The following is a 22,617-nucleotide window of genomic DNA, read 5'->3' as shown; positions in this document are numbered from 1 at the left end:
CCTACCCCGTGCGACCGGGGAACCTCCGAACTGCGGGACGACGGACCCTAGGATGGCGCTCATGGCCGACTCCCCCACCGTCACCCTCTCCTCCGGAACGATCAGGGGCTCAGCCCACGGCGGGATCGTCCGGTTCCTCGGCATCCCCTACGCCGCGGCGCCGTTCGGTGAGAACCGGTTCCGTGAACCGCAGCCGGTGACACCGTGGGCCGACGTGCGCGACGCGCTCGAGTTCGGCCCGACCGCGCCACAGGTGCCGTACACCGGCGCGACCGGCGAACTCCTCGGCTCCGTGCACATCGAGGGCGACGACATCCTCACCGCGAACGTCTGGGCACCGGCCGATGCCACGGCAGCCCCCGTGATGCTGTGGATTCACGGGGGCGCGCTCGAGCGGGGCACCGCAGCGCTCTCGCTCTACGACGGGGCGGCGTTCGCTCGCGCCGGCATCGTCTTCGTCTCGATCAACTACCGCCTCGGCGCCGAGGGCTTCTCGGTGCTCGAGAACGCGCCCCGCAATCTCGGTCTACGCGACGCGGCCGCCGCACTCGAATGGGTGCACCGCGAGGTCCCGGCATTCGGCGGCGACCCCGACCGGATCACGGCGATGGGCGAGTCCGCCGGCGGCGCACTCGTCGCCGCATTGCTGACCAGGGACGACTCGCGTCGATTGATCTCCCGCGCGATCATCGAGTCCGGACCGCTCGAGGCCCAGACAGCCGAGAAGGCCGGCCGGGTGACCACGCAGATGGCGAAGCGGCTGGGGATCCGTGCGGATCGTGAATCGTTCGCTGCAGTCTCGCCGCATCACCTGCTCGAGATCCGTCGACAGCAGTCGGCCGGCTCGTCACCGCTCGGTGGAGCACCCGGCTACCAGCCGGCGATCGATGCCGACAGCATGCCCAGATCGCCGCACGAGGTGCTGGGTCGTATCGACACACCACTGCTCATCGGGACGAACACCGACGAGTACCGGCTGTGGTTCCCACCTGAAGCGCTCAGCAGCATCAGCAGGCTCAAGCTCTTCCTCGCGACGCTGGCACTCCGGATCCCGCGCCGAGCAGTTGCGGAGTACCGCGCTGAGTGGCCCTCCGCCTCCACGGGCGAGATCTTCGGTCAGCTCGCGACCGACGTGATGCTCCGGCGCGCGATGACCGGGGTCGCCAGGTCGCGGCCTGCGACGACCCACGTGTACGAGTTCGCCTGGCCGAGCCCGGTGCGCGATCTGCGTGCGGCGCACGCGCTCGAGCTGGGATTCGTGTTCGATCGACTCGACGATCCCGAGACGCAGCGCCTCGCCGGACCGGACGCACCGCAGGCGCTGGCCGACGAGATGCACGCCGCCTGGATCGCATTCGTCACGACCGGCGATCCCGGTTGGCCGGTCTACGGGCCTTCCCGACAGACGCGGCTGTTCGACGAGACCAGTTCGACCGTCGCCCAGCGTCGAACCACGGGCCTGGACCTGCTCCCAGGGTGATGCTTCGGCCGGGCGCTCAGTCGGTGAGTTCGCGCACGACGGCGTCGGCGAGCAGTCGCCCCCGCAACGTGAGCGTGATCCGGCCACGCAGTGCAGCTGCGGGATCGACCAGCCCGTCGGCGATGAGCCCTGCCACGCGCGAACGGTTGGCATCCGGCAGCTCGGCGATGGCGATGCCCTCGGCGAGACGGCTCAACAGGAGCACCCGTTCGAGCAGATGCGCCTCCGGGTCCGGTCGCTCTGTGCCTGCGGCCGGGGATTCGGATGCCGCGAGTCGCTGCGCATAGGCAGCCGGATGCTTCACGTTCCACCACCGGAGCCCGGCGACATGGCTGTGCGCGCCGGGACCGAAGCCCCACCAGTCATTCCCCCGCCAGTAGGCGAGATTATGCCGGGAGCGGTTGTCCATGCCGCTCGCGCTGTCTCCGGCTCCTGCACCCGTCGAAGGGCGCGCCCAGTTGCTGACCTCGTACCAGTCGAATCCGGCCGCGGCGAGACGCGCATCCGCGAGCTCGTACATGTCGGCCTGCAGATCGTCGTCCGGTGTGGGCACCTCGCCTCGGCGGATCTGCCGCGCGAGCTTCGTGCCGTCCTCGATGATGAGCGCGTATGCGGAGATATGGTCGGACTCGAGCGCCAAGGCCGCGTCGAGCGATGCCTCCCAGTCGGCGAGCGACTCTCCAGGGGCACCGTAGATCAGGTCGACGCTCACCGCGAGACCAGCGTCCTTGGCAGCGGCCACCGCGGTGCGGACGTTCTCCGGCTGATGCGTGCGGTCGAGAGCTGCGAGCACGTGCGGCACGGCTGACTGCATGCCGACGGACAGGCGAGTGACCCCCGCGGCTGCGAGCGTGCGGGCGACCTCCGGGGTCACGGTGTCGGGGTTCGCCTCGACCGTGACCTCGGCACCGTCCACCAGGCCGAAGGCCGAGACGGCAGCGTCGAGCATCCGGGCCAGGTCCCCGGCCGGGAGCAGCGTCGGCGTGCCCCCGCCGAAGAACACGGTGTCCATCGGGCGCAGCGCGCCGACGTCGCCGAGCACCCGCCGCGCCAGATCGATCTCGGTGATCAGGGTGGTGGCGTAGTCCTCCTGCTTCGCGCCGCGCAGCTCGCTCGAGGTATAGGTGTTGAAGTCGCAGTAGCCGCAGCGCACACGGCAGAACGGGACATGCAGGTACGCCGAGAACGGCACGCTCGTGTCGATCGGCAGATCGCCGGGAAGTCGCCCGTCGGTCGGAGCCGGGTCACCCAGGGGAAGCGGTCCCGCCATCAGACGGGGGTGGCGTACAGCGGGGAGATCGCGCGGAGGTATCGCGCGAAGAGCTCACGCCGCCGGCGCTTCACGAGCGCGGGAACCGTGCGGTAGAGCAGGGAGGTGGGCGCGTCGAAGGCGCGCACCGTGAACCAGACCTCGTCGTTGTCCTCACGCCAGTCCAGGTCGAAGGACTCCTCGCCGCTGACGACCGAGCCGCCGACGGTGCCGAGGACGAAGCCGATCCGACGGGTCTCCTCGGTGACCGAGATGACGCGCAGCTCGGCGTCGGCCCGCATGTTCGCGACACGTCCGCGGAGGTGCAGCGTCATGCCGGGCCCGACGAAGGGCATGCCCTCCGCGTCGTAGCGGGGCTCGACGTCGCGCTTGCTCGGAGCGATCGGGTTGCCCTCGGCGTCGAAGCTGACGCCGGCGTACGCAGGACCCGGGGCCGGGCGCACGTCTTCCACGCTCAGCCCGGATGCGCGCTGCGCGGTCCACGACAGCAGCGCTTCACCGGCGGTCTGGAACCGTTCGAGTCCGCTGCCGATGCGCCATGAGTTCTCCGCCGGGATGCTGCGCTCCGGCGGGTAATGCATCAGATCGGGGGCGTGGGTCGCACCCACGGCCGCATAGTCCACCGTGCCGTCTCGGAAAGTCCCGCGCCGCATGAGATCCAGCCTACTTGGGGTTGCCTGAGTGAACACCCTCACTCGCCGTCCAGGGTCACATCTATGGGTGACGCAGCAGCGTCCCGCACGATGCGCATGTACTGCCGGAAGACGGACCGCTGCAGGAGTCGCAGCGCCGGCGTACAGCACCGCCAGAACAGGTTCGACGGGCACGAGACGGATCGCGCGGTGAATACGCCGTGCTCGTCGAGCACGAACGACTCCTCGCCGTAGAGCGGGTGCCCCGGCCTCGTCTCGTAGCCGAAGCCGTGCTCATCCGCCCAGACCACGCGCACAGGCTCAGCGAATCGGATGCCGAACAACCGCTTCGCGAGCACACCATCGGCGCCGGGCGACGGCGCTGCCGACGGCACCTCGAATCCGGCACGGCGCTTGAACTCCCAGCTGCTGATGAGCGCGGCGACCGCGGCGCGCGCCTCAGCCGGTACGGCCACCGAGCGTTCGGCTCCGCGCAGTCCCGCCGGGACCGAGACGAGCGGGCGACGTGTCATCCCTCGCTCGTACGCCGGGAACGGCATCCCTACTTCTTGTCCTTGCTGTCGACGTCGCCCGAGAGTGCAGCGATGAACGCCTCCTGGGGAACCTCGACACGGCCGACCATCTTCATGCGCTTCTTGCCCTCCTTCTGCTTCTCGAGGAGCTTGCGCTTGCGGGTGATGTCACCGCCGTAGCACTTCGCGAGCACGTCCTTGCGGATCGCGCGGATGGTTTCGCGGGCGATGATCCTGGCACCGATGGCCGCCTGGATCGGCACCTCGAACTGCTGACGCGGAATGAGCTTGCGCAGCCGTTCGGCCATCATCGTGCCGTACGCGTAGGCCTTGTCGCGGTGCACGATCGAGCTGAAGGCGTCGACCTTCTCGCCCTGCAGCAGGATGTCGACCTTCACGAGGTCTGCTTCCTGCTGGCCTGCCGGCTCGTAGTCGAGCGACGCGTAGCCCTGGGTCTTGGACTTGAGCTGGTCGAAGAAGTCGAAGACGATCTCACCGAGCGGCATCATGTACCGGAGCTCGACGCGCTCCTCGGAGAAGTACTCCATGCCCAGCAGCGATCCGCGGCGGGACTGGCAGAGCTCCATCACGGTGCCGACGTAGTCCTTGGGCAGCAGGATCGCCGTCTTCACCATCGGCTCGGACACCGAGCCGATGCGCCCGTCGGGGTACTCGCTCGGGTTCGTCACGGTCACCGTCTCCGCAGTGTCGGAGGTGAAGACCTCGTAGATCACGCTGGGAGCGGTGGTGATGAGGTCGAGACCGAACTCGCGCTCAAGGCGCTCGGTGATGATCTCGAGGTGCAGCAGGCCGAGGAAGCCGCATCGGAAGCCGAAGCCGAGGGCGACCGAGGTCTCGGGTTCGTACTGCAGCGAGGCGTCGGAGAGCTTGAGCTTGTCGAGCGCCTCGCGCAGCTCCGCGTAGTCGCTGCCGTCGATCGGGTAGATGCCCGAGAACACCATCGGCTTCGGGTCGGTGTATCCGGCGAGAGCCTGGGTCGCGGGCTTGCGCGCTGCGGTGATCGTGTCACCGACCTTCGAGAGACGCACGTCCTTCACGCCGGTGATGAGGTAGCCGACCTCGCCGACGCCGAGACCCTTGGACGGGATCGGCTCGGGGCTGGAGACGCCGACCTCGAGCGCGTCGTGGTTCGCGCCGGTCGACATCATCTGGATGCGTTCACGGGGCGACAGACTGCCGTCGACCATGCGCACGTAGGTCACGACGCCGCGATAGGCGTCGTAGACCGAGTCGAAGATCATGGCGCGGGCCGGAGCATCCGCATCGCCGACCGGAGCCGGGATCTCCTTCACCAGCCGGTCGAGCAGTTCTTCGACGCCCACACCGGTCTTGCCGGACACCCGGAGCACGTCCTCCGGCTTGCCGCCGATCAGCGATGCGAGTTCCTTGGCGTACTTCTCCGGGTCAGCGGCCGGCAGGTCGATCTTGTTCAGCACCGGGATGATGTGGAGGTCGTTCTCGAGCGCGAGGTAGAGGTTCGCGAGCGTCTGCGCCTCGATGCCCTGCGCGGCGTCGACGAGAAGGATCGCGCCCTCGCACGCGGCCAGCGAGCGCGACACCTCGTAGGTGAAGTCGACGTGGCCGGGGGTGTCGATCATGTTGAGCGCGAAGGTCTCGCCATCGATCTCCCAGGGCATCCGCACCGCCTGGCTCTTGATCGTGATGCCGCGCTCGCGCTCGATGTCCATCCGATCCAGGTACTGCGCACGCATGTCGCGGTCCGAGACCACGCCGGTGATCTGCAGCATGCGGTCGGCAAGGGTCGACTTGCCGTGGTCGATATGGGCGATGATGCAGAAGTTGCGGATCTGCTTCGCGGGCGTGGCGGCAGGCTGAAGCGGAGTGAGAGCGCGTGGAGACATGTCCACTCGATTCTACGGTGAGGCGAACCGAATGAAGATTCGGTCAATTCTGGTGGTAATGTCGCCGAGGTCCAGGGCCGCCCGCGAGACTCAGTCCCACTCGTGAGCAGACCGGATAACATTTTTCTGACGATCCAGAATATTGATATGCCGAGATGCGCGACGAAGCACATTCGCGGCGTGAAGCACGTACGACTCAGCCTCGCACCGGCGATCCCGGGCTGGGTTCTGATGAAGAGAGAGACGACCCACCTTGATCAAATACCTGCTGCGTCGCTCACTGGGCTGGTTGCTCATGATCGTGGTCGCGACCAACGTCACGTACTTCCTGGCCTGGTCGTTCCTGGATCCACGGAGCAACTACGTCGGTCGCCGTCCTCCGCTCTCGACGGATGAGATCACGAGGATGCTCGTGCCGCTCAACCTCAGCGACACCGTTCCGCTCCTCGAGCGCTGGTGGGTCTGGTTCAGCGGGATCCTGTTCCGGTGGGACTGGGGCCAGAGCCCGGTCGGCCAGTCGGTGAACGACCAGATCGCCTATCGCGCCCTGATCTCGGGCGAACTCGTGATCGGTGCGACGATCCTCGGCGCCGTGCTCGGCATCGGCCTCGGCGTCTACACCGCGTCACGTCAGTACAAGCTCGGCGACCGCATCGGCCAGGCGACATCGATCATCACGATGAACATCCCGATCGTCGTCGCCGCCCTCGGCATCGTGCTCCTCGCGATCTCGTTCAACGATTGGGTCGGCGTGCGCGTGTTCTACGTCACCGGGGCGGGCAGCAAGGGAGTCGAGGGGTTCTTCCCGTACCTCATCGACAAGCTGCAGCACATCACGTTGCCGACGATCGCCCTCGTGATCACCGGATACGCGAGCTACCACCTGCTGCAGCGGTCGCTGCTGCTCGACAACATCAAGGCGGACTACGTCCGCACGGCGCGAGCGAAGGGTCTGACCAAGCAGCAGGCCATCCGCAAGCACGCGCTGCGCCCCTCGCTGATCCCGGTCGCCACGCAGCTGGCGTTCACGATCCCGACGGTGTTCACCGGAGCCATCCTCACCGAGACGATCTTCGGCTGGAACGGCATGGGCAAGTACTTCGTCGACACCATCGGCAAGAACGATGTGCACGGCGTCGTGGCGATCGCGGCCTTCGGTGCCGTGCTGACCGCCATCGGCGCGATCCTGGCGGACATCGCCGTCGTGGTCCTCGATCCTCGAGTGAGAGTGAGCTGACATGAGCACCGAAATGATCGACCCCACGCTCCACCCGCAGGCAGACGCTGCCGCCCCCGTTGTCGCGCAGCGCAAGCGGACCTCGGTGTTCGGGCTCTACTACCGCCGGTTCATGCGCAACCGCCCTGCGGTCTTCGGCGTCTTCATCTTCATCGCCCTGATCCTGTTCTCGATCATCGGGCCGATGGTCGCGAAGTACGACCACATCTACCTCGACTTCCTGAACCTCGGCACCGGGCCGACAGCCGAGCACTGGTTCGGCACGACGCCCGCCGGCAACGATCTGTTCGCCCAGGTGTCGATCGGTCTGCAGCGCTCGCTCATGATCGCGGTGACCGTCTCGATCGGCACCACCGTGATCTCCGCGATCGTCGGCACCGCAGCGGCCTACTTCGGCGGTCTCCTCGAGCGCTCGACCCTCCTGATCATCCACTTCCTGATGGTGATCCCGACCTTCCTGATCTTGGCGCTCGTGTCCAACAGCGCCGGTGGTGACTGGCGCATCATCGCCCTCGCGCTGATCTTCATCGGCTGGTTCTTCCCCGCTCGGGTGATCTGGACCATGGCGCTGTCCCTGCGCGAGCGTGAGTACGTGCATGCCGCGCGCTACATGGGTGTGCGCGGTATGAGGATCGTGCTCCGGCACCTGCTTCCCAACATCGGCTCGCTCCTCGTCATCAACTTCACGCTGGGCGTCGTGGCGGCTGTGCTCACCGAGACCGGGCTGTCGTTCATCGGCTTCGGCGTGAAGATCCCCGACGTCTCGCTCGGCTCCCTGATCGGCAGCGGCGCGAACACCATCACGAGCGCACCGTGGGTCTTCTACTTCCCCGCTGCTGCACTCACCCTGCTCACCGTGTCGATGGCGCTCGTCGCCGACGGCCTGCGCGATGCGCTCGATCCCACTTCAGCGGCTGGAGGCCGCGCATGAGCACCACACCTGCATCCACCGTCCTGTCCGTCCGCGACCTCCACGTCAGCTTCCCGTCCGAAGCCGGTCGCGTCGACGCCGTCCGCGGCGTCTCCTTCGACCTGCAGGCGGGCAAGACCCTCGGCATCGTCGGTGAATCGGGGTCGGGGAAGTCCGTGACCTCGCTCGCGATCATGGGGCTGCTCGACGACAACGCGAAGGTCACCGGATCGGTCGTCTTCGACGGCCAGGAGCTGCTGGGCAAGACCGACAAGCAGATGTCGATGATCCGCGGCAACGGGATGACCATGGTCTTCCAGGACCCGCTGACCTCGCTCACGCCGGTCTTCACGATCGGCGACCAGCTCATCGAGGCACTGACCGTCCACCGCAACCTCTCCAAGAAGGACTCCTGGGATCGCTCGGTCGAGCTGCTCTCGCTGGTCGGCATCCCTGAGCCGGAGAAGCGCATGAAGGCGTTCCCGCACGAGTTCTCGGGGGGTATGCGGCAGCGCGTCGTCATCGCGATCGCCATGGCCAACAACCCGAAGCTCATCATCTGCGACGAGCCGACCACAGCCCTCGACGTCACGATCCAGGCGCAGATCCTCGACCTGATCGAGAAGGCGCAGGGTGAGACCGGTGCCGCCGTCATCATGATCACGCACGACATGGGCGTCGTGGCCAGGACGGCCGACGACGTCATCGTGATGTACGCCGGCAAGCCCGTCGAGCACGCGGAGGCCCGCGAGCTCTTCCACCGCACGCGGATGCCGTACTCGATCGGTCTGCTGGGCGCGATCCCTCGCGTCGACAAGTCCGAGAAGCAGCCGCTGGTTCCGATCAAGGGGAATCCGCCACTGCTGATCGGCTTGCCGGATGCATGCCCGTTCGCAGATCGCTGCCCGATCGTGATGGACGCCTGCCTGACGAAGGAGCCCGAGCTCCTTCCCGTGTCCACCGGCACCACCGCGGCACACAGCGCGGCGTGCATCCGAGCGAACGAGATCGAGGACGGCGGCCTGATCGGCGGACTCCCCGTCTACCCGCTCCCGGTGATCCCCGAGAGCGACCTCACGCGAACGCCGCGGGAGGAGCGCCCGGTCACGCTTGAAGTGCGCAACATGACCAAGTCCTTCCCCCTCATGAAGGGGGCTGTGTTCAAGCGCAAGGTGGGCGAGGTGCACGCGGTCAAGGGCATCAGCTTCGACGTGCGCGAGGGCGAGACCATGGCCATCGTCGGCGAATCGGGCTCGGGCAAGACGACGACCCTGCTGCAGATCATGGACTTCGAGAAGCAGGCCGACGGCGACATCGTCATCGCAGGCACCAGCGTCGGCGACATCACCAGTGGCCGTCAGGAGCGCGAGCTCCGTCGCGACATCCAGATCGTGTTCCAGGACCCGATGGCAGCGCTCGACCCCCGGATGACGGTGGCCGACATCATCGCCGAGCCGATGACCGCGATCGGGACCTCGCGCGCCGATGCCTACGTGCGCGTGCAGGAGTTGATGGACCTCGTCGGGCTCAACCCCGCGCACCTCGATCGCTTCCCGAGCGCGTTCTCGGGCGGGCAGCGACAGCGCATCGGCATCGCCCGTGCCCTGTCGACGAACCCGAAGATCGTGGTGCTCGACGAGCCCGTGTCGGCGCTCGACGTGTCGATCCAGGCCGGCGTGATCAACCTGCTCGACGAGCTCAAGGTCAAGCTGGGATTGTCGTACCTGTTCGTCGCCCACGATCTGTCAGTGGTCAGGCACATCGCCGACCGCGTGGCCGTGATGTACCTCGGAGAATTCGTCGAGCACGGCGACGTCGACGAGGTCTTCGACAATCCGCAGCATCCGTACACGAAGGCGCTGCTGTCGGCGATCCCGGTTCCCGACCCGGACATCGAGCGCACGCGCCAGCGGGTGGTCTTCGATGCCAAGACGATGACCACGCAGCCACTGGTCTCCTGAGGCTCCTCGGTCACCGTCCGGTAACGGTTAAGCGATATTCACTCGCACACCCGAGCCTTTCGGCCAAAAGCGAACTAACCTCCCCTTTATGACTACGCCGAAAGGCGAAAGGAGCACCATGAAAAGCACCACGAAGCTGACGGGCATCATCGCCCTCAGCGGCGCTCTCGCACTCGTGATCAGCGGATGTGCAGCGGGCGGCGACAACGGCGGCACCGATGGCGGCAACAAGCCCCAGGAGACGAAGCAGGCGGACTACAACCCGCAGCCGCGCGAGAACCTCAAGGAGGGGGGCGTGGTCAACTTCGGCATCAACGAGGTCACGCCTCAGATGAACCCGTTCAACGGCAACGCCAGCGCCGACACGACGCGTCTCGCTCAGTGGTACAACCCGCAGGTGTTCCTGATGACGCCCGAGGGCGACGTCTCCGCGAACCCGGCCTACCTCGACGAGTGGGACATCTCCACGAAGGACGGCAAGACCGTCATCACGATGAAGGTCAACGAGAAGGCGGTCTGGAACGACGGCACGCCGATCGACTACACCGCATTCGAGACCACGTGGAAGGCCAACAGCGGCCAGGACGAGGCGTACGAGACGAGCTCCACCGACGGCTACAAGGAGATCGAGTCCGTCACCAAGGGCGCGACCGACAAGGACGTCATCGTCACGTTCAAGGGTGAGTTCGCCTGGCCGAAGATGCCGTTCCTCAACGGCATCCTGAACCCGGCGGTCAACTCGCCGGAGGTCTTCAACACCGCCTACATCGAGAACGCGCACCCCGAGTGGGGCGCTGGACCGTACAAGCTCACCGACTACGACGTGAACGGCCAGTCCGTCACGTTCGAGCCGAACGAGAAGTGGTGGGGCGACAAGCCGCTGCTCGAGAAGGTGACCTTCACGGGTCTCGACGCTGCCGCATCGATCAACGCCTTCAAGAACGGTGAGATCGACATCGTCGGCACGAACACGAAGGACCGCCTCGCGCAGGTCGCCGACATGAAGGATGTCGTCACCTACCGCTCGCAGCAGACGGCCAAGACGATCGTGATCCTCGACGCCGAGAAGCCGCAGCTGAAGGACCTCGACGTCCGTCAGGCGTTCTTCATGGCGATCGACATCGACCAGCAGAAGCAGATCGCGTGGAACGGCCTCGACTACGAGGAAGCTCCTGCGGGATCGCTGAACATGTACGACTTCCAGGACGGCTACAAGGACTCGTTCTCCGAAGCCGGACTGAAGTTCGACGTCGACGGCGCCAAGAAGCTGCTCGAGGACGCCGGCTGGACCGCGGGCGACGACGGCATCCGCGAGAAGGATGGCGTGAAGCTCGAGATCGTCTACCCGGTGCACAGCGACGACCCGACGATCGAGGCCCTGGCCAAGGCACTGCAGCAGCAGGAGAAGGCCATCGGCATCGACCTGAAGATCGAGAAGCGCGCTCCCGCGGACTTCTCGACCGACTTCAGCACGAAGAACTGGGACGCATTCTCCCTGCGCTTCACCGACTCCGACCCGTTCGGACCGCTGTACTTCTGCCAGCTCTACTGCTCTGACAGCAGCCTGAACCTCTCCGGTACCGGCAACGCCGACATCGACGAGAAGATCAAGGATCAGGTCGAGTCGACCACGACGGCCGCTGACTGGACCGCCGCGACGATGAAGCTCGAGCCGGAGATCATCAAGGAGACCTGGGGCGTCATCCCGCTCTACAACGGTCCCTCGATCTTCACGGCCAAGAAGGGCCTCGCCAACCTGACCCCCGAGCCCTACGTGGGCCTCGACCTCTTCGGCGTCTCGCCGGTGGAGAACGTGGGCTGGGAGAAGTAAGCACTTCCTGCACGATGGAAGCGGGGTCGGTGGTTCATCCACCGGCCCCGCTTTCGTATGCTTGGCGAGTGAGCGTCCAGGTCGTCCTCGTCCACGGAATCCGTACGTCCGCCACCATGTGGCGGTCGCAGGTCGCGCACCTGGAAGCGCACGGATACGGATGCACGGCCATCGACCTGCCAGGGCACGGCGCGAGAATCCACGAGGAATTCACGCTGGATGCAGCGCTGCAGGCGATCGATGACGCGGTGCGGGCCGCCGCCGAACGCGGCCCGGTGCTGCTCGTCGGCCACTCGATGGGCGGACTGCTGTCGATCGCCTATACGGGCGGCGCCTCGACACCACCGGTCGCCGGCCTGCTCGCCGCCGCCTGCACCTCGCTCCCCCGTGGTGCAGGGTTGACGCTCTACCGGATGCTCTTCCGGGCGGTGAAGTCGCTTCCAGGGGACGGCATGTGGATCACCAGAGGCATCCTCGCCACGACCGTCCCCAGCGAGACCAGGGCCGACTTCGGTGCCGGCGGCTACGCCCTCGAGGTACAGGATCGGGCGCTGGCGAGTCTGGCCGAGCTGAACATCCCGGCGGCGCTGCGACGGATCAGCGTTCCGCTCTGGTTCGTGAACGGCCAGTACGACCAGCTGCGCGTGAACGAGCGGCTGTTCCAGCGCCTCGCGCCGCACGCGGAGCTCGTCATCGTGCCGCGGACGACGCATCTCGTCACCGTCATGCGGCCGCGCATCTTCAACGCCGCGATCCGCTTGGGCATCGCGACGCTCGAATCAGAGGCGGGCGGGTTGCCGCGCGCACGCGGTGAGCACGCCGCCGAGCACTGACAGCACCGCCGCGGCGACGAAGACGAGCCAGAACCCGCCGACCAGCGCGACCAGGAGCGCTCCCAGCACCGGACCGATGAGCTGCCCGAGCGCCGCCGTCACGGTGACGATGCCGAGGTCGCGTGCGTGGTCCTGCGCATCGGGGAGCAGATCTGCCGCGAATGCGAGCCCGACGGTGGAGAAGGCGCCGTAGCCGACGCCCATGAGCGCGGCGGCGACCATCGTCATCTCGAAGGTCGGCACGACCGCGATCGCGACGCCGGAGGCCGCCTGCACGAGCGTGGCCGCGATGGCGAGGCCCCGCCGGTTGCCGGTGCGGTCGGAGATGATCCCGCTGAGCACCGAGGCGATCACCACGAACAGGGTGTAGACGACGATCAGCAGCAGCAGGTTGTCCTGGGCGGTGGCACTCGGCTGGCCGAGACCGTGCAGCAGGAAGAAGAGGAACAGCGCGGTTCCGAGGGCGTTGCCGATGTTCGTGACCAGACGCCCGGACAGCATCCAGGCGAAGTCTCGATCCCGCAGCGAGGCGAGTCTGCGGCGTTTGACCCTCGGCGGACGCATCGCCGCGGTTCCCGTCGGATCAGGCAGCAGCAGGGCGGATCCGGTGCCGATCACCAGGATGATGCCGGCGAGCAACAGGTAGCCGGTCACGATGTCGAGCCCGAGCAGCACGACGAGTCCGACGCCGAGGACGATGCCGACGGCCTGGCTCGATCCGACGGCAGCGGATGCCGCACCACGCTGCGTCGAGGGGAGCTGATCGGCGATGAGGGCTGTGAATGCGGCGGATGACACTGCCACACCGATCGACACCCCCACCCAGCCGAGGCCGACGGCAAACGGTCCGGTGGCGAAGCCCGAGAGCACCAGACACAGAGCGGTGAACCAGACACCGCCCAGCGCCCACGGCCGTCGTCGGTGCGTTCCCGCGGCTGCACGGTCGGAGAGTGCGCCGGCAGCGGGTCCGGCGATGACACCGGCGAGGCCCCCGATGCCGAGCACGATGCCCGACGACACGACACCGCGGATCCAGTCGTCCTCCGGGGTGTCGAGCTGCAACGGGAGCAGCAGTTGCACCGGTGTGAGCTGCACGGTCCAGATCGCGAGCCAGGCGAGGGTGAAGATCGACATCCACCTGGCGCCGACCCTGGTCGGGGCGGTCACCGGGACGTCGCGATCGACACGACGCGGGCGCTCGAAGGGCGACGGATGCCCGCAGGCGTCCGGGACCAAGGGCAATCAGGGCTCATGTCGCTCCTTGACGTCGATGTCGGATAGACCTGATTCTGCACCCGGTGCCATCGTCAGCGCGACCGAGTTTCCGGGATTCGCGGATGCAGACGCCGCGCTCCACCGCCGTTTCGCGGGAACCGACCGACTGCTGGTAGAGTTGTTTCTTGGCTTGCGTGTGGGTTCTTCCCTCACGATCGCTGAGCAGCAGCCCTCTTCTGCTGCCGGCATTTCCGAATCACTCCTGTACAGAAAGCGTCCACACGTGGCAAACATCAAGTCGCAGATCAAGCGCAACAAGACCAACATCAAGGCGAACGAGCGCAACAAGGCCGTCAAGAGCGAGCTCAAGACCCTCATCCGCTCCACCCGCACGGCCGTCACCGCCGGCGACAAGAAGGCTGCAGAGGCCAGCTTCAAGAAGGCGTCCGTCAAGCTCGACAAGGCCGTCAGCAAGGGTGTCCTGCACAAGAACCAGGCGTCGAACCGCAAGTCGGCTCTCGCCAAGCACGTCGCTTCTCTCTGAGACGCACCAGCTGAGAAAGGCCCGTTCCGTTTCGGAGCGGGCCTTCTTCGTGTGCGCTGCGTTCTGGGGTGAGCCCGAACGGACGTGGGTCAGGCGCGCTCTTCGCCGAATGCCTGCCTGGTCGCGATGACCGTCACCATGCGCTCGAGCGCGAAGATCGGGTCTCGGGCTGCGCCCTTGACCTCGGCATCCGCCCGTGCCGTCGCCTGCACCGCCATGCCGAGCGATCGCTCGTTCCACCCGGCGAGATCGCGGCGGGCCCGGTCGACCTGCCAATCTTTCATACCGAGACGCTGGGCGAGCTGCCTGCTGGGCTCCCGGTTACCCGCGACGCGCGCCATGGTGCGCAGCTTCATGGCGAAAGCCGCCACCATCGGCACGGGATCTGCGCCGGAGGCCAGTGCGTGGCGCAGCGCGATCAGTGCCTCACCATAGCGCCCGGCGATCGCGGTGTCGGCGACGACGAACGCTGACACCTCGACGCGTCCTCCGTAGTACTTCGTCACGACCTCTTCGGAGATGTCTCCTTCGACGTCGCCGATGAGCTGCTGGCAGGCAGCTGCGAGCTCGGTCAGGTCGTCGGCGAAGGCCGAGACGAGTGCACGGAGCGCCGGCGGGGCGATGCGTTTCTTCGCCGTACGGAACTCCCCCGCTGCGAAGTCGACGCGGTCGCCGTCTCGCTTGATCGCGGGGCAGGCGATCTCGATGCCGCCACCGGTTCCTGCCCGGATCGCATCGAGCAGCTTCTTGCCCCGTACGCTCGCTCCGGTGTGCCGCAGCACGACGGTCGCTCCGTCCTGCGGGTGGTCGAGGTAGGAGACGGCCTCTTGGATGAAGGCGTCGGAACAGCGCTCCACACCCGAGACCCGCACGAGACGCGGTTCGCCGAACAGCGACGGCGAGGTGAGTGCCAGGAGCGTGCCAGGCGCATAGTCGTCGGCTCGCACGTCGGTGACCTCGAGGGCTGGATCCTCGGCGCGCAGATAGTCGCGCACACCGGCGATCGCTCGCTCGGCGCAGATCTCCTCCGGGCCGGACACCAGCACGATCGGCGCAGGACGGGGTTCACGCCAGGACACCTGCGGGACCTTGGTGGGCTTGGCTCCGCCACGGGAGGAGGAACGCGGAGCTGCCATGCTCCAAGACTACCGGGGGCGTCCGACGCTCGCCTCGGTCCACACCCGCAGCTCCCCGTCGTCCAGTCGGATCAGGATCCGCCCCTGCCGGTCCGTTCGGAAGGCGTGTGCGCCGGTCGCGCCGAGAAGGTCGAGCGTCTCGTCGCGCGGATGGCCGTAGTCGTTGTCGGCGCCGACGCTGAACAGCGCGATCATCGGGCGGAGCGCCTGATACAACCCCGGGTCCTGATCGGCGCTCCCGTGATGGGCGACTTTGACCACGGCATACCCGCCGGACAGCCGGGCGGTGCGCATCAGCATCCGCTGCGGCGCTGCCGAGAGATCACCGAGGAACAGCGATCTCGGCACGTCTCCCCCGCTGAACTCCACCACCACGCTCGCATCGTTTCCTTTCGGGAAGGCGACGGATGCTCGCTGCGGCCACAGAACCCGCCAACTGCTCGCACCGAGCTTGCCCCGCATCCCTGTCTCGGCGTCGGTCGATGACGCACCCCCTTCGGACAGCGCGTCGAGGACGCGTTGATCGTCCGGACCGTCAGGAGGTCCGTGGAGCAGGACACCGACCTTTCCCTGAACCGCCGCCACGCCCCCGATGTGATCGAGATCGAAGTGGGTGAGTACGAGCAGGTCGATGCGCTCGACACCGAGCGAGCGGAGGCACCTCGCCAACGGTTCGGGCTCCGGTCCTGTGTCGATCAGCGCGACGACCCCCTCGGATCGCACCACCAGCGCATCGCCCTGTCCGACGTCGCATGCAGCGATCGACCATCCTTCGGGTGTGCTCGCCGTTGCGAGGGGCCCGTCGAGCAGCGCACGGGCCCCACCGAGAGCCAGGACGATGATGAGCGCGGCTGCGGCGGCGCGGCGGAGGTTCCACATCAGGGGGCGCTCCGACGTCGCGTCTTCCACCCGGGGTCGCAGGATGACCAACGCCAGCGCGGTGCTCACCCCCAGGACGAGCAGAGCGCTGCCGATTCCCGCAGGCAGCAGGATCTGAGCGATCGGAAGGTCGGCGGCCGTCGTCGCGGTCGTGGCGATCCACGCGGCGGGAAGCCAAGCCGATGCCGCGAGCAGATCGGCGACGGGCGGGATCGGCGCGGTCAGGCAGGCGAGCAACCCGATCACCGTCGCGATCGGCGCCGCCGGTGCGGCCAGGAGATTCGCGGCGACGCCGATGAGCGACTGCTGTTCGGCGAACAGCGCGATGATCGGACCGCACGCGAGCTGCGCTGCGAGCGGAACCGCGATGGCGAGGGCGATCGGCGCCGGCATCCATCGCCGCATTCCACGCGTCAACGGCGGGGCGAGGAGGATCAGTGCCGCCGATGCGGCGACCGACAGCGCGAATCCTGGAGTGGCGGCCAGCCACGGATCGACGACGAGGATGCCGACCACGCAGAGGGCGAGCATCGCCGCGCCTGCTCGCGGGCGGCCGAGCAGGATCGTGAGCATCGCGACCCCCGCCACCACGGCAGCCCTGATCACGCTCGGCTCCGGCGTCACGAGCACGACGAAGCCGGCGAGCGACGTCGCTGCCACGATGACCCGCACCGCTCGGCCGCCGCCGCACAGCGAGGTCAGCCAGAACATCGCGCCGACCACGATCGCACAGTTCGCACCGCTGACGGCGGTCAGATGGCTGAGGCCCGTCGTGCGCATGTCGTCGTTCAGTTCCTCGGAAACGGCACGGGTATCACCGACCGCGAGCCCGGGCAGCAGGCCGGCACCAGGCTCGGGCAGTCGCGTCGACCGCTCGATGAACGCCCGCCGCGCGTCCGCCGCCACACCGAACACACCGTCCGCCGGATGGATCACCTCCGCCTTAGTCGCGAAGATCACGAGGGCAGAGCGCTCCCCCGCATCCGTCACCGCCGCCTCGCCGACCACCCGCAACCCAGCACCGAGGTCGAAGCCATCGGCAGGGTCCACCCCGATTCGCACCGGCACCGAGACCGGACGCCCCTCGCTCCGGAGCCCGATGCTGCTCGTCTGCGCCTCGAACCACAGCCGCCCGTCCTGCCCGACCGCTGCCGACGACGTGACAGTGGCGGTCACCTCCACCACGCGCCCCGCCGACGCCGCCGCCTGCTCACGAGCCTGAATCGACAGGGTCACGGTGATCGCGGCGGCTGCCATGGCCGCGAACAGCACCACGGCCAGCCCACCGGTCATCATCGCGGCGCGCGACCGGCCGCGAACCCGAGCAAGCCAGATCACGACGCAGGCGCCAACCGCGCATCCCGCGGCCACCCACCCCGCCACAGCAGGCACGAACACGCACAGCAGCGCCGCAGCCCAGACACCGGCCGCCAACGGCAGCAGGCGGAAGTCCCGACGTCTCATGCGCGAACGGGCGGAGGGATCTTCAGCATCCGACAACGCTAGGGCGCGGCGAAAGTGCCGATCATGCGCAAGTACCGCACCACGAGACACCCACCGTGCACGTCGGCATTGTGGAGACCGAGTCGGCGAGCTTCACGTCAGTCGAGTGATTCGAGAACTGATGTAGAGGGAGACACCGTGCCCACGGCGCCGGCCATGTGGCTCCTCGGAGCGCGCGTGGCTGTTCTCGAAGGACGACGTCCATGCGTTTCGAGACGAGCTGAAGAAGCGCTCCCTCGGCATCGCAACCCACTGGCGGCACGAGGACGGCCTCGACTTCCAGATTTTCGACGCCCGCGTCTGACGGCAAGTGCCGACGTACGCGCGGGTCCTATCCTTGACGAAACACGTCGAACCGATGCGAGGATGCAGACATGGACAGCGGAAGACTACTCAGACGGGCAACAATTGCCGCCCTCGTCATCGCCACCTTGGCCGTCTCTGCATCTGGCTGCGCCGTCGCTGAATCGCCGGGATACGCCGGAGAACCAACAGCAGCTGGACAGCCCCTGACCGTGGACAGAACAGATGGGTCGGACATCCGCGCCTGGTCTGATGGTGATCTGCTGATTGTCACGACTACCGGCTCAGGATCCTGCCCCTCGGTGCCCGTCATCGATGAGATCGATGACGGGCACCAGCTTGTTTCGCTCACGACGAGCGTCCCAAATTCGCAAGGTGCCTGCACCGCAGATAGTGTCCCTCGGACGTTCGAGCTCGACGCCGGCCGCGACCTGAGCGGATACACCGTTCAGGTCGCGGCTGACTGAGTGGTTATGGGATGACGCTGATGCCGTATCCCGCGTTGAACATGTCGATTATTGGCGCGTAGATCACTTTGTAGCTGCAGTTCCTGGTACCGCTTCCGGGATCACCGGTGCACGTGGTGGTGCCGTTCTGAATCCCGCTAATGAACCCTGCAGCGTAGGCGTTCGAGCCTGAGGCCATGTACACCGGCCCGCCGCTATCGCCGTTACCGGCAGCTGGGGTTCCGTTGGTGTTCGTCGTCAGCGAGAGGTTGTCGTAGCACCCGTACGCCCCGCCGTAGCGACTGCCAGCAGCGTTCCGTTCCGCCGCCGACGCATGCCGGCACGAGCGAGCACCACTCCCATGCAGAGCGCACAGCCCCCTGCGACCCACCGCCCTCCCGCCGGGCAGAACACGCACACCGACGCGGCACCCCACACCCCGACAGCCAGCGGAAGCAGTCGCACATCCTGACGCTTCATTCGCGCGCCATCACGAAGGCAGCGGGGGCGCTCGGTCTCTGCGGCAACGGCATCCGGCCACGCTAGAAGCCACGCGCGACGCGACAGCATCGAGGTGACGGCCACTCGGAGAACTCAGCTCCAGTCGCCGACGTGCAGACCAAGCCTGCTGGTCGCCCTCATCTCGATCCTCCGCGTGCTGGCCGAATGATCGCTCCGGCCGACATGATGAAGTGATGCGCACCTCGACAGCCTGGTTCCTGATCGCAGCGATGACCGCCGTCTCGGTCGCCAGCCTCGCCCTCCTCATGGCCTACCGCTTCGACGTCCCGCTGGTGAGTCCGGCGCCACCGACGCCGGACTACGGCATCCAGGCGCTGGTCGCGGGTATCTCGATCGCGGCGGCACTCGCCGGTGGCGTCGGAGCCGGGCTCCGCGCGTCCAAGCGCGAGCACGACCGACGTCGGATCGTCGGATGGACGGCGGTCGCATTGTTCCTCGGGACTGTACTGGGAACGGTCCTGGCATTCGTCCTCAGCGCACGGTAGCTTCGCCGCCTCCGAAGGCGGCGGCCGCGACTCCCCTGGTTCCGGTGGGACTCGGGGTCAGGATGGTGCAGGTGCAGCGGTCCACGCACCCGTCGTGAGACGATTCCAAGGATGGATGCCGCGACCGACGAAGAACTCCGCAGACTCCGAGCCCGCGCATACGGTCCGGCAGCGGACATCCAGCAGGATCCGGAAGCGGTCCGCCGTCTGCAGGAGCTGGAGGCGCGCAACCGACGGGCACCAGCGGTCCACACCCCGACGACCGAGCCATCGCCTTCGGTGCTGCGTGCGGAAGAGGACCAGGCGACGGAGACCGATCCGGAGCGCGATCAGACGCTCAGCGACCTCGGCTTGCTGCCGTCATCCCCCGCTGGCACCGGAGATGATTCGTCCGCGCCGGCCGATCGGTCCTCGCACCGGCGGACAGGACTCTGGGTCTGCGCGATCGTCGCGGCCTCGGCGCTGGCCGCGGGAATCACCGCTGCCTCGACCTGGATCCTGCCCGTTCCGGTCTCGGCGGGCGCGGCGCAGGTCGCCACGTTGGAGCCCGACCCTGGACTCGAGGTGCCGCCCCAGTGGTTCGGAGCGGCTGCGGATGCCGCGGTGTTCGAGTTCTATGGGCTGACGCTCTTCGAGAGCGACTACGCCCCGAACGTCGGCGCCTTCGACGGGGAAGAGCGGTGCTTCGCCGTCGTGAACAGCGACCAGGTGCCGCCGTTGGAGGAGTTCGACTCGTCGTCATGGAGCTTCGAAGGACAGATCTTCTCGGACTGCAGCGTCGGAGCATTCCCGGCGACCGTCGAGGTGCCGATCGACGCGGACTCCCCGGACTCCCTGCGCGCCCGATACCCGGAAGGCACCGCGTTGCAGTTCGTGCTGAACGGCGACCGCATCGGGGTCTTCCTCGACAAGACCTGAACGCACCGGGCAGGTCCGGGGCGGCTCGGTACGAGCTGCGGTCAGCTCTGCGTGCGGTTCGCGATCTCGTCGGCGAGCCGCTGCACCTCTGCGGGATCCGCATCCTTGGCAAGAGCGACGTAGTGGTCCATCACCGCCGGCCGGTAGCGCACGGGCAGCGTCTGCCCTGCGGCGAGTCGGACGAGTTCGGTGATCGTGAGGTCTTCATCTGCAATGCCGCGGAATGAGACGCCATCGGCGGTCTCGACGTCGAGCATCAGGACCACGCGTGGGCTGCCGTCGTTGCTGACCTCACGCCAGTCGACGAGCACGCCCAGAGCGAGCACCCCGGCACGCAGCTCCGCAGCCCGCCTTCGGGCGGCACCACTGAGCAGCGGGTTCGGCGCGACTCCGGGGAATTCGGGCCCGACTCCGAGCGACTCCCGACTCAGGTCGGGCCTGAGCTGCGACACCAGATCGTTGAGACTGACCTTCTGCTTCTTCTTCGAACCGAACATTCCGACCCCTCCCTCGCACCGGTGCGGGAACCCACTCCCGGCGCCTCGCCCTCACCGCGATTGTATGAGGTCGCGACAGCACCATGGAACCCGGCCGGAGTGATCACGCCCCGCTTATGCCCCCTTCCGAATCCCCGCAGAATCCGATGAACTGGACGGATGCAGTCCGCGCATCCGATTCCTGGCGATCCATGGCCTCGCGACATGAGGATCACGGTCGACGACCGTCCGATGACGCTCTTCGAGCTCCTCTGGATCCGTGAGGCGTATTCGCTCGTCCCAGTCGGTGACGACCTGCCTCCAATGCTGGAGCGCACCCCGGCTCCGGCTGCGACGACGCTCGATCCAGCGACTCGACGCACGTGGGAGGCGGCGTGGACCCGGCTCTGGCAGGGCGCAGCAAGTCACGCGTGCCGCGAGTACGACCCTGCGCTGTTCGAGCAGCTGCAGGGCACGCTCGACGGTTCGCCCGAGCGTGAGGCGTTGCTCCGGCAGATGTTCGGACCGAACTGGGGCGACGAGATGGGCCGCGACGCCTTCGATGACCCGTCGTACACGGACTGGGACCAGGCGATGATCGACGCGCACATGTCGACCCGGCGCGACGTGCTGGAGCACAGCCCTGAGCGTCGAGCCGTGACCGCGCTCACGCGCGCGTGGCGCGGCGGGATCGCGAAGATCGTCACGATTCCCTGTCGGGGCGAGTACACCCGACGCCTCACATCCGATGGGTTGCTGGTCACGGCCGAGACGCGAGCAGACATCCCCGCATACGAGCGAGCACTCGATTCGGCCTGAGGCGAGGAGGCCGCTCATACTCTCGCCCCGTCTCTGATCCCTTCCAAGAGCTTCTCGCCGATCCCGGGAACCGCGAGCAGATCGTCGACGGACTGGAACCGACCGTTCTCCTCGCGCCACGCGATGATCCGCTCGGCGATCGCCGGTCCGATGCGTGGAAGCGTCTCGAGCGCGGCCTGGTCAGCCGTGTTCAGGTCGATGCGGTCGTCACTTGGCGCCGCCGCACCGGGGACGGTCCCGGCCGTACCCGTCACCGGCACGACGATCTGCTCACCGTCGGTCAGCAGGCGAGCGAGGTTCACGGAAGCCAGGTCTGCGTCATCCGTCGTTCCGCCCGCCGCAGCCAGGGCATCGACCAACCGCGCGTCCAGGTCGAGCACGTACAGCCCGGGATGCTCGACCGCGCCGAGCACATGCACGTACAGCTCACCCGAGGGCACGGGAGACGCAGCCGTCCCATCGACGGACACGGACTCGACGGGCGCCGCCTGACCCCGGAGGATCCCGAGTCCGACCGCGCCCGAGAGCACCACCAGTGCCAGCACCACGGCCGCGCCGACGCTCAACGACAGTCGCCGTGAACGTGGCGGTACGACGACCGGCGGAGGCGGCGCGACCGCGGAGGGACTCGGCTCGGACGAAGACATCCCGCCACGCTAGGTCGCCCCGGCCGCGGCATCCGACCAGCGCATCAACGACAGTGCACAACGGATCTCTCGCGGTCCTCGTGCAGGGTCAGTGCTCGCACTGCCCGGACGACGACGAAGCGGCCGGCCCGAGTGCGAACACCCTGACCGACCG

General features: G+C 67.4%; 20 protein-coding genes. 11 read left to right on the top strand and 9 right to left on the bottom strand.

Going from position 1 to position 22,617, the window contains the following annotated elements:
- Positions 1–61 precede the first annotated feature (61 nt).
- A complete protein-coding gene (locus tag RS83_RS13575) occupies positions 62–1,480 on the top strand; it encodes a carboxylesterase/lipase family protein (RefSeq protein ID WP_045280834.1) in 1,419 nt (472 codons plus the stop codon).
- Positions 1,481–1,496: 16 nt separating this feature from the next.
- On the opposite strand, the gene hemW is transcribed toward RS83_RS13575, so the two are convergent.
- From hemW to lepA, 4 genes are read right to left on the bottom strand one after another with little or no spacing between them, the layout of a single operon-like run.
- The gene (hemW, locus tag RS83_RS13570) at positions 1,497–2,750 is read right to left on the bottom strand and encodes a radical SAM family heme chaperone HemW (protein WP_045280061.1); all 1,254 of its coding nucleotides are present in this window, start codon (positions 2,748–2,750) and stop codon (positions 1,497–1,499) included.
- The gene (locus RS83_RS13565) at positions 2,750–3,403 is read right to left on the bottom strand and encodes a DUF1990 family protein (RefSeq protein WP_045280060.1); all 654 of its coding nucleotides are present in this window, start codon (positions 3,401–3,403) and stop codon (positions 2,750–2,752) included. The genes hemW and RS83_RS13565 overlap by 1 nt, the downstream gene beginning before the upstream one ends.
- Before the next feature lie 38 nt (positions 3,404–3,441).
- Positions 3,442–3,915, bottom strand: a complete 474-nt coding sequence (locus RS83_RS18365) for a DUF1990 family protein (protein ID WP_231587787.1) — start codon at positions 3,913–3,915, stop codon at positions 3,442–3,444.
- Between the two features lie 29 nt (positions 3,916–3,944).
- Entirely contained in the window at positions 3,945–5,798 is a 1,854-nt protein-coding gene (lepA, locus tag RS83_RS13555; protein WP_045280059.1) for a translation elongation factor 4, read from the bottom strand.
- Between the two features lie 253 nt (positions 5,799–6,051).
- Between lepA and RS83_RS13550 the strand changes: the two genes are divergently transcribed.
- From RS83_RS13550 to RS83_RS13530, 5 genes are all read left to right on the top strand, one after another.
- Positions 6,052–7,035, top strand: coding sequence for an ABC transporter permease (locus tag RS83_RS13550; RefSeq protein WP_045280058.1), 984 nt, complete (start codon positions 6,052–6,054; stop codon positions 7,033–7,035).
- 1 nt (position 7,036) lies between these two features.
- A complete protein-coding gene (locus RS83_RS13545; protein ID WP_045280057.1) occupies positions 7,037–7,966 on the top strand; it encodes an ABC transporter permease in 930 nt (309 codons plus the stop codon).
- Positions 7,963–9,906: an ABC transporter ATP-binding protein gene (locus tag RS83_RS13540; RefSeq protein WP_045280056.1), complete on the top strand. Its 1,944-nt coding sequence runs from the start codon at positions 7,963–7,965 to the stop codon at positions 9,904–9,906. Before RS83_RS13545 ends, RS83_RS13540 begins: the two co-directional genes overlap by 4 nt.
- Before the next feature lie 118 nt (positions 9,907–10,024).
- Positions 10,025–11,737, top strand: a complete 1,713-nt coding sequence (locus tag RS83_RS13535) for an ABC transporter family substrate-binding protein (RefSeq protein WP_045280055.1) — start codon at positions 10,025–10,027, stop codon at positions 11,735–11,737.
- Positions 11,738–11,805: 68 nt separating this feature from the next.
- Positions 11,806–12,570 carry an alpha/beta fold hydrolase gene (locus RS83_RS13530; RefSeq protein ID WP_045280054.1) on the top strand — a complete coding sequence of 255 codons (765 nt, stop codon included), beginning with the start codon at positions 11,806–11,808 and terminating at the stop codon, positions 12,568–12,570.
- Here RS83_RS13530 and RS83_RS13525 read toward each other — a convergent pair.
- The gene (locus RS83_RS13525) at positions 12,517–13,812 is read right to left on the bottom strand and encodes an MFS transporter (protein ID WP_231587786.1); all 1,296 of its coding nucleotides are present in this window, start codon (positions 13,810–13,812) and stop codon (positions 12,517–12,519) included. The genes RS83_RS13530 and RS83_RS13525 overlap by 54 nt on opposite strands.
- Positions 13,813–14,068: 256 nt before the next feature.
- Here RS83_RS13525 and rpsT point away from each other — a divergent pair, with 256 nt between their 5' ends.
- Complete coding sequence (gene rpsT, locus RS83_RS13520; RefSeq protein WP_045280053.1) at positions 14,069–14,329, top strand: 30S ribosomal protein S20; 261 nt, start codon at positions 14,069–14,071, stop codon at positions 14,327–14,329.
- 89 nt (positions 14,330–14,418) lie between these two features.
- On the opposite strand, the gene holA is transcribed toward rpsT, so the two are convergent.
- Both holA and RS83_RS13510 read right to left on the bottom strand, forming a co-directional pair.
- Positions 14,419–15,465, bottom strand: coding sequence for a DNA polymerase III subunit delta (gene holA / locus RS83_RS13515; RefSeq protein ID WP_045280052.1), 1,047 nt, complete (start codon positions 15,463–15,465; stop codon positions 14,419–14,421).
- Positions 15,466–15,474: 9 nt separating this feature from the next.
- Positions 15,475–17,808 carry a ComEC/Rec2 family competence protein gene (locus RS83_RS13510; RefSeq protein ID WP_045280051.1) on the bottom strand — a complete coding sequence of 778 codons (2,334 nt, stop codon included), beginning with the start codon at positions 17,806–17,808 and terminating at the stop codon, positions 15,475–15,477.
- Positions 17,809–18,221: 413 nt separating this feature from the next.
- Between RS83_RS13510 and RS83_RS18845 the strand changes: the two genes are divergently transcribed.
- The 3 genes from RS83_RS18845 (at position 18,222) to RS83_RS13500 (ending at position 20,521) form a co-directional block, all read left to right on the top strand.
- Positions 18,222–18,617 (top strand): hypothetical protein, encoded by a 396-nt coding sequence (locus RS83_RS18845; RefSeq protein ID WP_156153218.1) that lies wholly within the window; start codon positions 18,222–18,224, stop codon positions 18,615–18,617.
- A 674-nt stretch (positions 18,618–19,291) separates the two neighbouring features.
- Positions 19,292–19,603, top strand: a complete 312-nt coding sequence (locus RS83_RS13505; RefSeq protein WP_045280050.1) for a hypothetical protein — start codon at positions 19,292–19,294, stop codon at positions 19,601–19,603.
- 111 nt (positions 19,604–19,714) lie between these two features.
- Positions 19,715–20,521 carry a hypothetical protein gene (locus RS83_RS13500; protein WP_045280049.1) on the top strand — a complete coding sequence of 269 codons (807 nt, stop codon included), beginning with the start codon at positions 19,715–19,717 and terminating at the stop codon, positions 20,519–20,521.
- A 41-nt stretch (positions 20,522–20,562) separates the two neighbouring features.
- Here RS83_RS13500 and RS83_RS13495 read toward each other — a convergent pair whose 3' ends face one another.
- Complete coding sequence (locus RS83_RS13495) at positions 20,563–21,018, bottom strand: hypothetical protein (RefSeq protein WP_045280048.1); 456 nt, start codon at positions 21,016–21,018, stop codon at positions 20,563–20,565.
- Positions 21,019–21,222: 204 nt separating this feature from the next.
- Between RS83_RS13495 and RS83_RS13490 the strand changes: the two genes are divergently transcribed.
- Complete coding sequence (locus RS83_RS13490) at positions 21,223–21,816, top strand: hypothetical protein (RefSeq protein WP_045280831.1); 594 nt, start codon at positions 21,223–21,225, stop codon at positions 21,814–21,816.
- Positions 21,817–21,830: 14 nt separating this feature from the next.
- On the opposite strand, the gene RS83_RS13485 is transcribed toward RS83_RS13490, so the two are convergent.
- Positions 21,831–22,463 (bottom strand): ComEA family DNA-binding protein, encoded by a 633-nt coding sequence (locus tag RS83_RS13485; RefSeq protein WP_045280047.1) that lies wholly within the window; start codon positions 22,461–22,463, stop codon positions 21,831–21,833.
- Positions 22,464–22,617 lie beyond the last annotated feature (154 nt).

This window comes from Microbacterium oxydans, from assembly GCF_000956525.1.
In the GTDB taxonomy this organism is placed as follows: Bacteria; Actinomycetota; Actinomycetes; order Actinomycetales; family Microbacteriaceae; genus Microbacterium; species Microbacterium oxydans_A.
This window is presented reverse-complemented; position numbering and strand designations above follow the sequence as displayed.